We start from the raw sequence: 13,159 nt of genomic DNA, 5'->3' as shown, positions 1-13,159 counted from the left end.
CGGGAGGCAGGGATAGTTGGCTATATGAACTTGTTATCCGCGATGGTTGTTCAACCGCTGCCGGTATTCACGTGAACTACCCGACAACCAGCGGCTGGGATGCCAGCCCGGATGCCAGCCCGCCGGGCACGTCGTGGACGTACCCGGCGGGTGTAGGGATGACGGTCAGCGCCTACCGGTGAGGGTGAAGGCGTCGACGATGGTCTGCTCGATGGTGTTGCCGGCGGCGTCCGCCGCGCTGGCCCTGATGCTGACCGTGCCCGTGGTCTCCGCCAGGCGCGGGACCTGGTAGCTCGCGATGTAGTTTCCGCCTCCCTTGGCGGTCGTCGAGAGCTGTCTCCAGGTGACCCCGCCATCGGTGCTGATCGACAACGTGACGCTCTTGACCGCCGGCGCGTTGGGCACCTGGTGGTATGCGGCGACCTTGATCTGGTGCCGGCCCGGAGCCGCGACTGCGTCGGTGAGGTCCGCGCCGACGTCGTACCGCAGGAACAGCAGCGGGTCGGCGTGGCACGGCGCGCCCGATCCCTCGGGGCAGAGGAACCCCTTCGGCGGCTCGTTCCCGGTCGGCGCGGTGGAGGTGAAGTTCCACTCCGTCGTGGTCTTGCCGTCGGCGTTGCCGGCCGTCAACCGGTATCGCCGCGGCTCGGCCGGCAGTTCGTAGGTGGCCCCCCACCAGGGTGAGTTGGCCTGGGGAAGCTCCTTGCCGTCCGCGTACATGCGCAGCTTCTCCGGTTCGAACATGTACACGCCCATCGCCTGCTCCGGGCTGGCCCCGGAGACCAGGAAGGTGATCGGGTAGAACGTGTTGCCCTGCCGGCAGAAGGCACACAGCTCGGTGGACCAGTCACCCTCCCACTTGCCCGGTTGGGACTGGAAGACCCGAGGTGCCAGTTCCGGCGCGCCGGGCACGAGGGGCCGTGCACCCCACCGTGCCGTGGCCGCTCCCGCCCGGTCGGTGACGTCGACGGTGCGGGCCTCCCGCTGTGAACCGGAGGGCGCGTAGAACTGGTTCCGCACGAGGTCCGGCGAGACCGGGCCACGATAGGTCGTGAACTGGACGCTGTCGGTGATGCCGTTGTACGGGACACCGGCGGCAACGGTCTCGTTCGGTCGGAAGGCCGAGTAGACGAGGCTGGCTGGCTCCGCCTCGGTGCCGTGTAGCACGGTGTCGACCTTGGCGAGCTGCCGATCGGTGACCTCGGTGTGCAGGGAGGTCGGAATCCGGCCCTCGTGATAGGTGTGCAGGGTGTAGACGTACGGGCTGACCGAGTCGTAACCCGAGACGTCGATCTTCACCGTGCCGCGGCGGAGCAGACCGCGCAGGTTCTCGACCTCCGACGGCGGGATGGTGGCGTACGGGATGTCAGGCACGTCCTGCGGGTTGTACCACCAGTCCGGCTGGACCGGGAGGTGGCAGGTCGTGGTCTCCCACGGCCCGCCGGTCGAGACCGGGTCGAGGAGGACCCCGGCGGCACCGGCGGCCCGCGCCCGGGCCAGCTGCTCGCCTCCGACGCGGCACTGCCCGCCGACGTCCTTGTCGGCGTCGATCTGGAGCAGGAGGAGCTTGCCCCGGGCGTCGATCTGGCGGAGGTCCGCGTCCCGGCCCCGCCCGCCGTCGACCAGCTTGAGGGTCTGCCGGCCGCTGAACCGGATCACCTCATGGCCGGGGCGCTTGTACCAGTCTGCCGCCAGCGTCGGGGTCAGCGCGACCCGCTTCGGCGCGGTGACCGCCATGGTCACCATCGGCTTGCCGAGCACCCAGTTCACCCCGAGGTGGAACGTGCCGGCCGTCACCGGCGGGCTGGGAATGGCCCAGAACCGGGAGTTGCCGTACCAGGTGAAGCTGAGGGTTGCTCCGCCCCCGCCGTTGGCGAAGGTACGGAAGGTGGTCCGGGAACCGATGAAGACCTCGGTGGGGCGGGGGGTGCCGACGGTCAACTGCTGGGCGGTGTCGCCGTCGAGCGTGATGGTGGTGTCCCCGGCGACCTGGAACTCCGGCAACTCCAGGTTGATGTGCTGTTCGCGGTGGTCGATCCAGAAGACGGCATGGCCGCCGGCTTCGTAGGTGCCGGGCGGGACCTCGTAGGTCGCCTCGAACGTCGTGCACGGATCTTCGTCCAGACAGCGGGCACTGATGGAGTCGTACGCGGAGCCGACCGCCGACCCGGCGACCTGGACGAGTGTGAAACCGCCCGTCGGGCAGAGCGTCATGATGCGGGCGCCGCAGTAGTTGGCGTCGGCGCTCTTGCGCTTGATGAGCTGGGTGACCCGGTACTTCGGCTGTCCGGTGTCGGTCTGCGGCGTGGCCTTCACCGAGCGCAGGCCGGTGGGCCAGATCGCCACCGCGTCACCGCCGAGCTTCGGGGTGGCGCCGTCGAACAGATAGTTGCTCAGCTCACCCACCTTCGAGTGGGGCTTGATGGCAGTCCAGAAGGCGGCGGCCCGGCGCGGATCGATACGAAGGTCGACCGTACCGAGGTCCGGGCGCTTCGCGGCCGTCGTCACACCGGACAGATCCGCGACCCGCTTGTCCAGGGTCGCCGTGTCCAGCCGGTCACCGTACTTGACGGTGACCGCGAAGGAGGTGTCCTCGCCGCGTTCCAGATGGGCGGCGAGCCAGGCGACATCGAAGATCTTCTGATCGATGACGCCGCTGGCGACCAGGGCCTGCGCGTCGCTCGGCAGGGCCTGGAGCCGGGTGGTCGTCCCATCGGGCGCGATGCCGACCTTGACGTCGATCGTCGGGTGGGTGCCGTCGGCCCGCCGGGTGGGGCTGGCGGTGACTGTGTAGCGATCGCCGTCCCGGGTCAGCGTGACCTCGTCGCCGGTGATCAACGTGACCGTGTAGGTCGACCGGGTCAGGCCGGGAAGCGAGACCGCTCGCAGTCCGGCTTCGGCTGCGGTGGCCTTGGCAGGTGCCGGCACCGGATCGGTTGGCTCGTAGGGCCGTGCGGCTGCGGCGGCGGGCGTACCCACCACGGTGAGGATCGCGGCGGCGGAGGCGAACAGGCGTAGCCGTAGTCGATGTTCTCTTCGGGGGCGGGAACTGCTGCGTGATCTGATCACGGATGGCTCCTTGCTTCAGGTGAGCTGGCGGGATCTCGCTGCACGGTGTGGTTCGACAGGTCAGCCACCTGCCCGCGCCAGTGACCAGTCCTGGGTCACGATCGCGTCCTTGCGGACCGAGATCGTCGCGGTACCGCTCTGGTATCCGGACGCACTCGCGGTGAATTCGGTGCGCCCGACCGCGGAGCTGAACACCCAGTACAGGCCGTCGCCGACGGCCGGGTCCACCGGCGTGGTGACGCCCGTGCCGGACTCCTGTGGCTGCCCGGTACGGGCCACGGTGGCGAAGACCGGCGCGCCGCTGTCACGGTCGCTGACGAACCCGAGGACCAGTCCACCCTCGACCGGCCGACAGGCGCGGGTTCCCACGAACACGTTGTCCACCGCCCACCACCATGCGTCGCGGCCCTGGTAGTGGAATCGGATCCGGACATCCTTACGGCCGGCTGCCTGTGGCAGCGGCAGGGTGACCTGCCCGAATGCATGGTTGCTGGTCTGCCGCCACACCGTCTTCCAGGTCCGGCCGCCGTCGGTGCTCACGTCGACGTCGGCCCGCTGGCTGGCGTCGTCCGGGTAGTAGGACGTGTGGAAGGCGAGCTGCGGGGAGGCGTCACCGGACAGGTCGAACACCGGTGAGGTCAGGCTGGTGTCGAGCCGCTTACCGTTGCCAGCCGCCGAGTCGGCGATGGCGAACCGACCGTCACCGCCTTCGGGCACCGGCCGGTAGCCGGGGTTGTCGAACCGCCAGCTCGGTTTGCCCGAGGTCTGCCAGCCGTTCCGGGTACCCGTGTCGGTCCAGTTGTTGAAGTCCTCGCCGACGCCGCTGAAGCGATAGCCGGGCGCGGTGCAGGTCGACGCGTCGATGGTCAGCGCCGCGTCCTGGACGACGTCCACCTTGCCCAGCTCGAACGTCCGCTGGGCGACCTGGTATCCGGGGTACTGGGCGGTGACCTGCATCGTGTACGGGGCAGATCCGGGCAGCCGCACGCTGTACCGGCCGGTCACCGGATCGGTGAAGATCGGGCCGAGTGGATAACCGCCGATGACGACCTTGGCGTACAGCGGCCAGCCGTGCCCCGACCCGTCGGTGATGGTGCCGCTGACCGTGTACATCGCCTGGGCCACCAGTGTGACGTCGGCCGTCGTGGTCGTTGCCTCGCGGACCTGCGCCTGCGCCGTGCCGGACGCGTAGCCGTACTTTCGGGCGTCGATGGTGTAGCTGCCGATGGGCAGGGCACCCGACTGGTACGCGCCGTCGGCGTCGGCGGTCACCTCACGGCTGACCGGACCGGTGATCGTGACGGTGGCACCGGGAATCGGCTTTCCGGTCTCGGCGTCGGTGATGGTGCCGCCCAGCCGGCCGGTGATACCCCTCGGGGCCTGCGTGACCAGCCTGAGTGCGTCGAGCCGACCCTCACCGAAGGCGTTGTTGTCGTCGTCGGTGCCACCACACTGACTGTTCGGGTTGTCCGTGGCGGTGCCGTCCAGCAGGGACTTGGTGCCGTCGACGTCGCCCACCAACGCCGCTGCCGCCGACCAGGCCAGGGCGATCGCGCCCGCCGCGTGTGGCGTCGCCATCGAGGTGCCGTTCATGGTGGCGTACGCGTTCCCCGGCATGCTGGATCGCACGTTCACGCCGGGCGCGGCGATGTTCGGCTTGATCTCACCGTCCTGGCCGGCGCCCCGGGATGAGAAGTCGGCGATGGTGTGGTCGGCGTCGTATGCCCCGACCGAGTAGTTGATCTTACGGCTGCCCGGCGAACCACTCGTCTGGCAGGCCGGTCCGTTGTTGCCGTTGGCCCACACACCGAAGATGCCCGAGGCGGTCCACGCCAGGCTGATGTCCTCCAGGAACGGGGCATCCGACGGGGTGGTGGTGCCCCAGGAGTTGTTGATGATGTGTGGCCGCTTGCTGGCATCCGGGTTCTGCCCGCTCAGGTCGGTCGGCTCCAGCAGCCACTGGCCAGAGCTGATCAATGCGGCGTCGGTCGGGCAGCAGCCGTTCGCCGTGATCCAGCGGGCCCGGGGGGCCACCCCCACCTGGTTTCCGGCACCGTCGTCGCCGACCATGGTGCCCAGCGTGTGCGTACCGTGTCCGTCGTTGTCACAGGGCGCGGCACCGCAGGTGCCAGCCGCGTCGAACCAGTTGTAGTTGTGGTCGAACACACCGTCGCCCTTGTTGCCGCGGTACTGCCGCACCAGCGCCGGGTGGTCGAACTGGGCGCCGGTGTCGATCGAGGCCACCGTGATGTCCTCGCCGCGTACGCCGAACTGGGTCCACACCTCGTCGGCGTTGATGTTGGCGACGCCCCACTCGACCGGGTCGACGGCCTGTCGGCTGACCCCCTTGGTGACCGCCGGAGGGTCGACCTTGAACGCCGGCAGCAGCGAGCTGACCTCGCTCTTGGCGGCCAGTCGCGTGGCGAGGTCGGACCCGCCGGTCACCTTGATCGCGTTCGTCGCCCAGAAACTCTGGTACGTGACGCCCGAGGCGGTGAGTTCCGCACGCACCGACCGCTGACTCTCGTCGGCGGCCTGCTTCAGTGCCTTGGCCACCGCCGCGCCGCGGGCGTTCCAGTCCTTGATGGCACTGGCCTTGGACAGGTCGGCCTTCGCGTCGAAGTAGACCCAGAAGTCCACCGGGGACTCCTGGGCCTGTAGCTGGGTCTGGAGCTGCGGGCGGATTTTGGCCTTCGCCGCGGCTGTCGCCTGCGGGTCCGGACCGGTCGACGGTAGGGCGGTGGCGGCACCGGTGAGGGCGAGCACCGTGGCCACGGTGGCCACCACCACGGTCGTAATTCTTCGTCTCGATGGACGGGCAGGGCGCATGAGGGATCCTTGTCTGGGAGTGCGGTGCGGGCTTCGGTCGTGACCGGTCACAACGGCAGGTAGCGGTCGTCGTCCTCGACCTCGGGCGGGTTGCCCGGTTCGGCCCCGGGCGGGTCCGCGACGTGGGCGTCGACCGGGCGGGCGGTCTCCGACGACGTCGTCTCGTCCTCGTCGGGGTCATCTCGATGCGGCATGCCAGCATCGTGGTCAACCGTCGGATGCCCTGCGATCCCTCAGGTGAGTGAAACAACCCGGCTAGCTCGGGGTTCAGTCGCTCGACGCCGTTCCCGGCTCGGTGGCGAGTCCCGTCGCGATCGCCCGTGCGGAGAGTGCCGCTCGCGAGGAGACCCCGAGCTTGCGCATCGCCGACTTCAGCTGGGTGGCCACCGTGTGGTGGGAGCGGTGCAAAGCCTCGGCGATCTCCCGATTCGTTCGCCCTTCGGTCGCGAGGGCGACGACTTCCAGTTCGCGAGGCGACAGCTCCCTCCCATAGCCCTTCCGCCCGCCACGCCACACCCGGGGCACCGTCCGACCATGGGTACGGAGGGCGCGGGCGACCCGGTCCGCATCGTGCCTCGCCGGCAGCGACGACAACGCGCCGAGGACATCGGTGAGCAGATCGAGCCCGTCCGGGAGGGCGCCGGCCCGGATTAGGCACAGTGCCTGCCGCTCCCGCGAGAGGGCCGCGCTGTATGGCCGGGGGAGCGCCGCCCAGGCCGCCGCGGCCTGTGCGAACAGGTCGGCAGCCAGGTCGTCCTCGCCATTGGCCTCGGCGAGTAGTCCCCGGCAGTCCACCACGGCCGCCTGCGGTGCCGGCAGTTCCGCTTCCCGTAGACCGCGTGCGAACGCGACCACCAAGTTCCGGGCTTGCGCCACCGCGCCCACGGCGAGCAGAGCCTGGACCCGCGCCGGCACCACGTCGGTACCCCAGAGCCACACGCCCTTGCGCGCCAGGACGTCGCAGGGGGCACGAGAGATCTCCAACGCCCCGTCCGGCTGGCCCTCGCGCAGTCTGATCTGCACCAACGTCGCCACCGCCTCGGCGACGGTGTCCCACGCACCGGCATCGCGTGCGCCATCGACGGCACGTTCGATCTCCCGGGCGGCCTGGGCGAGGTCGCCGGCCGTCATCCGGAGCAGGCCGCTGATCATGATGGGCTCGACCCGACTGACGGGATGGAAGTCGGCCTTGTTCGCCAGCGCGGCTGCTCGCTCCGCGAGGCCGTCCCAGGAACCGGTGAACCAGTCGAGGTGTAGCTGAGTGGAATCGATGAGATCCCTGATCTTGAACTGTTCGTATTCGACCGCGAGTCGGCGACCGTTGGCGAGCCAGCGGGCGGACTCCACGTATCGTCCCCAGCGCATGGCCGCGTCACCGACGTTGAGGTGACCGACGGTGACGATCCGGCGGTCCCGGGCGGCCTGGGCCGCAGGCGGGATGTGCGCGACCTCCGTCCAACCGCGCGGGTCGCCGAGTTGCAGCAGCGCGGCTGCCCGGCCGGCCGCGACCCGTAGCCGGTCCGACGGCTCCAGTGACTGGGCGAACTCCGCCGCCCGGTCCAGCCAGGTCAGGTGTCGAGCTGCTGGAGTGCGTCCGCGTGGCCAGCCGAGCACCATCATGGCGACAGCGGGGGAGGCGCGTCGACGATCGAGATGCGGTAGTGCCCGTTCCAACTCGGCGTGTGCCTCGTCGAACTCCTCCATGTCGTTGAGGATCCGGGCGAGCTGGAACCGCAGGTTCGCCGCCACCCCCGAATCGGGAGTGCCCTCATCGAGTACCCGACGCACGGCGGCAGCGAGGTCCCGCAGGTGACCTGGCCCGGTAAACGAGCCGAACGGCATCTTGTCCACCAGCGCGCACATTTGTTCGGCCGGTACGTGACCGTTGGTCAACACGTCGTGCAGAAGCGCGCCCGCTGTCGCCTCGTCGCCGGTCTCCAACGCCACGTTTGCGGACAGCTCCGCGTACCTGCCCCACTTCTCGCCGTCACCGGCGAGGCGGAAATGGTTCGCAAGCTGCGCCAACGGCCTGGGCACGACGGTTTCGAGAACCTGTCCGGCGCGCTCGTGCAGCGCACGACGCTCCCGCTCCGGAATGGCGTCGTAGATGGCCCGACCGGCCAGCACGTGCCGGAAGGAGACCCGTATCCCGTCGCGTTGGTGGAGCAGGCGGTGCGCGACGGCTTCAGCCAGACCGGCGTCGAACTCGGCCGGCGACAGTTCGCTGACCTGCAGCAGAAGGCGTTCAGCGATGGGGTCGGCGACGACTGCGGCAGCTCGCAACACCGATCGAGTACCCACGTCGAGGCGGCTGGCGTGCTCCAGCACGGTGTCGCGCACCGTCGGTGGCACCACGATCTCGTCTAGCGGCAGTCGCTTCCAGCCATGGTCGCGGCGGATGAGATCGCCACGACGGGCCATCAGCCGCACGCACTCCTCGACGGCGAGCGGTAACCCTTCGGTGCGTGCGTGCAGGTGCTGGGCGAACTCGTCGGAGACCTGCTGGTTGGCCAACATCGACGAGGCAAGCGCCGCGGTCTCGGACAGGTCGAGCGGGTCGAGGACGAGCCGTAGCAGCGCGCGGCGCGGTCTGCGGCGTCCCGACAGGCGCAGCAGCCATGGATCCCCGACCAGATCCTCCGGGCGGTAGGCGACGACCAGGCTGGGGCCCGGTCCGTCCCGTTCGGCCAGGAACAGCAGGAATTCGCGGGTCGCGTCGTCGGACCACTGTGCGTCGTCGACGACGAGCAGGTCCACACCGAGCTTGTCGAGCAGTTCGGCCAGCGCCCGGAGCACCCGGTGGCGCGAGGCGCTCGCGTCCTCGGCCGGCTCGGGAGCCGGCGGAAGGTGCTCGGCCCACTCGGGAAACAGCGGCCGTAGAGCGCCAGCCAGGCCGCTGAGACGCAGGTTCGCAAGCGCGTCGACGCCAGTGGTCAGCACCGCGTCGACGATCGGTCCCAATGTGTACGGCTCCCGAAGGGGCGGACAGACCGCCGTCAGCGCGGAATGTACGGAGCCGGTGGGGGAGGACAGGAACTCGTCCAGCAGACGGCTCTTGCCGACGCCGGCCTCCCCTTCGATCAGCACCAGTGCCGAGGTGTTCGTGAGGACCTGTCCCAGGCGCGTCAGCTCGTCCTCGCGACCGATCAGCAGCGGGACGGAAACTCCGTCGACGTCTGGTCCCGCCATACCGGTTTGGGGAGCGACCTCGTCGACCACCACCGCCCCCAACCGCTCGCCTGTTGGAACATCGCACAGCCGTTAGTGATCATCGTGCAGGTAGCCGCCAGCAGCAAGCGGTGTCCTGCCCTCCGGCCAGCATCAGCCCTGAATCCGTCACCGGCTACGCTGCGCCGAATGATCCTGCTGGTCCCGGCCAACCCCCTACGACCCCGCCGCCCCGACGACCACTTCGCGGCTGAGGCGGAAGCGGCTCACGCGATCGGGCTGGAGGTCGCGTTGGTCGACCATGATGCTCTGGCACGAGGTGACGCGCTCCGCGCTGTCGCCGCGGTTCCGGGTGGAGACAGGGCGCTCTACCGCGGCTGGATGTTGAACAGCGTGCAGTATGACTCCTTCGCCGCGGCATTGTCGGCCCGCGACGTGATCCTCAGAACCAGCGCCGAGCAGTATCAGCAGGCCCACGAGCTACCCGGTTGGTACCAAGCTCTGGCAACGGTCACCCCAACATCGAGTTGGACCATCGGCAGCGACCGTGCCGCGTTTGACCAGGCCTGCGCCGAACTCGGTACGGGATCCGCCGTCCTACGTGACTACACCAAGTCGATGAAGCATTACTGGCAGGAGGCGGCATTCATCCCCGACCTCACCGACGCCGCAGCCGCATGGCAGGTGGCCAGCCGATTTCTGGAGCTGCGCGCAGAAGACTTCACCGGTGGGATCGTCCTGCGCTGTTTCGAACACTTCACTACCGCCGAGATACGCACGTGGTGGATCGACGGGACGTGCGCGATGGTCGGGGCACATCCAGACACCCCCACCGACCTGCCGCCGGTGGATGTCGACCTCACCGAGATCGCACCGTTGGTCGCCGCCCTGGACCTACCGTTTGTGACCGTGGACCTCGCCCAACGGGCCGACGGCCGGTGGCGCGTCATCGAGATGGGCGACGGTCAGGTCAGCGACCGTCCCGCCACCATCGACCCCCGTACCCTCATCACGGCGCTGCTGGCAGGCGTTCGCTGACGGCATTCTGCCCCGTCGTCGGACGCTCGGGAATGCTAGGACGTGGCAGGTGCGGGTCGGCTGGTCGCCACTCTCCGCACCTGTCTACGACGTGCGTTGGCCGACGGCTCAGACCCGGGTGACGCGTACCGCGTCTGCCACCACGTATCCGGCGGCACTGGTCCAGCGGCTCACCCCGACCAGGTCGCGGTCACCGGCGGCGAGGTTGAAGGTGCCGAGGGAGCGCCAGGTGCCACCGTTGCTGCGCTGGTCCACGTTCACCGTCTGGTTTCCGGAGGCGGTGACGATGACGTGCGGCGTCGAGCTGTTGTATCCCGCGTCGGCGGGGTAGCGCACCTCGACGCGGTAGTTGCCGGTCTGCGGGATGCTCACCTTGAACCAGGCTGCGTCGCTGGCGAGCACCGGGTCGGCGAACCGGTAGTCGGCACCGTAGCGTTGGCTGGAGTACGACGACGTACCCCAGTTGCCGCTCGCGGTGAAGCGGCCAGCGGTAGCGTTGTCCACGATGGTGCTGTATGTCGGCGGCGTGCTGGTGAGCCCGAGGTAGTTGGCGATGCCCTGGGCGTGTCCCCGGGCGACGGCGGTGATGAAGTCGGCCCGCTTGAGCAGGTTGGCATCGGCGAGGGTGTCGATGAACAGGTTCTCGGTGAGAACGGCCGGCATGTTGGTTTCGCGCAGCACGTAGAAGTTGGCTGTTTTCTTGCCTCGGTCGGTGACCGTGCCGACTGTTCGCATCGCGGACAGGACCTGCGGATGCAGCGCATTGTGCAGGTTGACACTTCCGCTGCTCGCGGTGGTGTAGCGGTAGCTCTCGAATCCGGTGCCGCCGCCGGAGTTGATGTGGATGCTTACGAACAGGTTGGCGCCCCAGGCGTTGGCGTCACTTGTGCGGTAGGCGAGTTCGCGGGTGATGTCCGTCGTACGTGACATCCGGATGTCGACGCTGTAGTTGGCCAGCAGGATGTCGCGGGTCTGCAGGGCGATGGCCAGGGTGAGGGCCTTCTCCTGCAGGCCGTTGCCCACGGCACCGGGGTCCGTGCCGCCGTGACCCGGGTCGAGGTAGACCTTGGGAGTCGCGGCAAGCGCCCGGCCTGCGAGGGAGAGCGGCGCCACCATGGCACCGGCCGCAGCGGCGGCGGCAGCCAGCAGGGTACGACGTCGTGCGGTCGGGTTGCTGAGCATGAACACCTCATGGGGTGGGGGGTGGGTGGGGGTAATACGGGTCGACCGCAGCCGCGGTCGGATTTCGCCGGTACGGGGGTGCCGCGCCGTGTGTCGTACGCGAAGGTTGGCGCACTCACGGCGTTGTGCGGGAGGGCGCCGGCGCACGGATGGGGCGTGGGTGCGCCGGCGGCAGAGATCCGATCAGGCGTGGGACGTCGTTGTCACAGTCCTGGCGGGGCGGGACGACAGGCTACTGGCGGTCTGCCGGAGCGGAGCGAGGCGCGCGCTTGCCGGGAGAGGAGCACGGCGGACGCCGTGGCAGCGACGCGGTTCTGGCCGCCGCCGCAGGCAGAGCGCAGGTGGTCTGCGGTTGGATCATGGCCGAGACTATAACGAATGTCGATGCCACGCGAAAGATTCTGACGACGATACCTGCGCATCCTGAAGGTTTTGTTCGGATGTGGTAGTTGCGGTGGGGCAACTGTCGCCGGGGTTCAATATTGATAATCTTGTATGTATCGATTGAGTCGTGTATGAAGGCTGAAAGGGCGGCGCAGTGCCGCCCGCTTGGGGAGGAGCGACGATGAACCAATCCCGACGCCGCCTACGAACGGCGGCAGTCGCGCTCGCCGCCTGCACGCTCGGGCTGAGCCTGGTGTCAGCGCCCGCCGTCGCGGCGGAATCGGATCAGCCGCTCGCGCCGCAGTCCGAGCGGGCACCCGAGTCGGAGCAGTTCTCGGCGGAGGGCGTCACCACGGTCGGTGAACTCCGTACGGTCGACAGCTCACTGACGTACGCTCGCGACGGCCGTACGCAAATCATCCGGCACCCCGGCGCGACCTACGTGAAGGTGCACTTCAGCGCGCTGCGACTGGCTAATGGTGACTACGTCACCGTGTCCGGCCAGGACGGTCGGGAGAGCTACCGGTACGACGGTTTGATGAGCCGGTCGACCGGGTCCGACTACACCACCGACGGACAGTCGGGCTTCTGGGCCATGTCGGTGGACGGCGACACGGCGGTGGTGACGCTGCACAGCAGCCGCCGCTGGGGTGGGACAGCCGCGACCATCGACCGGCTCTGGCGCGGCTACGACAAGGCGGAGATCAGCCAGCACAACTTCTCCACGCAGTCGGTCTGCAGCACCGACGCCCGCCGCGACGTGGTGTGCTACCAGAGCAGCCACCCCACCGAGTTCGCCAAGGGCAACGCCGTGGCCCGGCTGCTGATCAGCGGTGGCGGGATGTGCACCACCTGGCGGGTCGGCAACACCAACCGGATGCTGACCAACAAGCACTGCTTCTCCACCCAGGCCCAGGTCAGCGGCAGCGAGATGCAGTTCAACTACCAGTGCGCCACCTGCGGTGGCAACAACCCGGGCGCGGGCACCAAGGTCAGCGGTGCCACGCTGTACAAGGTGAGCACCGGCGGGTCCAGCCAGCTGGACTACACCCTGTACTCGGTGAACAACTTCGCCAGCATCCAGGGATTCGGCACGCTGTACCTGGCGACGACCGCCACCACCACCGGCACGCGGATGTACATCCCGGGTCACGGCGACGGCAGCCCGAAGCGGCTGTCGATCTACGAAGACACCCAGGGCGGCACGCTGTGCACCGTGAAGAACGCCAACTACAACACCTATAACATCAGCTACAGCTGTGACACCTCGGGTGGTAACTCGGGCTCACCGGTGCTGAACGGCAGTCACCGGGTGATTGCCCTGCACCACCTCGGCGGCTGTCCGTCGAACCAGGGTGCCAAGGCCCACCTCATCTACAACGAGATCAGCAGCCTGATCGACAACGGCTGACAGACGTCAGTGCCGCCGGAGCGCGGAAGGCGCTCCGGCGGCTGGCGCCCGTCCGGCCACAATCAACGCTGGCGCTCC

At 68.7% G+C, this 13,159-nt stretch carries 7 protein-coding genes; 2 read left to right on the top strand and 5 right to left on the bottom strand.

Annotated features, from left to right (window positions below; all coding sequences use genetic code 11):
• Nucleotides 1-165: 165 nt before the first annotated feature.
• The 4 genes from FHR38_RS00465 to FHR38_RS00450 form a co-directional block, all read right to left on the bottom strand.
• On the bottom strand, nt 166-3,069 hold the full coding sequence (locus FHR38_RS00465) for a hypothetical protein (RefSeq protein WP_184531777.1): 2,904 nt from the start codon (nt 3,067-3,069) through the stop codon (nt 166-168).
• 60 nt (nt 3,070-3,129) lie between these two features.
• The gene (locus FHR38_RS32705; protein ID WP_184531775.1) at nt 3,130-5,898 is read right to left on the bottom strand and encodes a S8 family serine peptidase; all 2,769 of its coding nucleotides are present in this window, start codon (nt 5,896-5,898) and stop codon (nt 3,130-3,132) included.
• Nucleotides 5,899-5,945: 47 nt separating this feature from the next.
• Nucleotides 5,946-6,092 (bottom strand): hypothetical protein, encoded by a 147-nt coding sequence (locus tag FHR38_RS00455; RefSeq protein WP_184531773.1) that lies wholly within the window; start codon nt 6,090-6,092, stop codon nt 5,946-5,948.
• A 73-nt stretch (nt 6,093-6,165) separates the two neighbouring features.
• Nucleotides 6,166-9,087: a helix-turn-helix transcriptional regulator gene (locus FHR38_RS00450; protein WP_184531771.1), complete on the bottom strand. Its 2,922-nt coding sequence runs from the start codon at nt 9,085-9,087 to the stop codon at nt 6,166-6,168.
• Between the two features lie 168 nt (nt 9,088-9,255).
• On the opposite strand from FHR38_RS00450, the gene FHR38_RS00445 reads away from it, so the two are divergent.
• Nucleotides 9,256-10,104 (top strand): ATP-grasp domain-containing protein, encoded by an 849-nt coding sequence (locus tag FHR38_RS00445; protein ID WP_184531769.1) that lies wholly within the window; start codon nt 9,256-9,258, stop codon nt 10,102-10,104.
• 108 nt (nt 10,105-10,212) lie between these two features.
• Here the strand turns inward: FHR38_RS00445 and FHR38_RS00440 are convergent, their stop codons facing one another.
• Entirely contained in the window at nt 10,213-11,286 is a 1,074-nt protein-coding gene (locus tag FHR38_RS00440; RefSeq protein WP_221448854.1) for a golvesin C-terminal-like domain-containing protein, read from the bottom strand.
• 565 nt (nt 11,287-11,851) lie between these two features.
• Between FHR38_RS00440 and FHR38_RS00435 the strand changes: the two genes are divergently transcribed.
• Complete coding sequence (locus tag FHR38_RS00435) at nt 11,852-13,081, top strand: trypsin-like serine peptidase (protein WP_184531767.1); 1,230 nt, start codon at nt 11,852-11,854, stop codon at nt 13,079-13,081.
• Nucleotides 13,082-13,159 lie beyond the last annotated feature (78 nt).

It is taken from the genome of Micromonospora polyrhachis (genome assembly GCF_014203835.1).
In the GTDB taxonomy this organism is placed as follows: Bacteria; Actinomycetota; Actinomycetes; order Mycobacteriales; family Micromonosporaceae; genus Micromonospora_H; species Micromonospora_H polyrhachis.
Note: the sequence above shows the minus strand (reverse complement) of the source record. Positions and strands in the feature narration are given on the sequence as shown.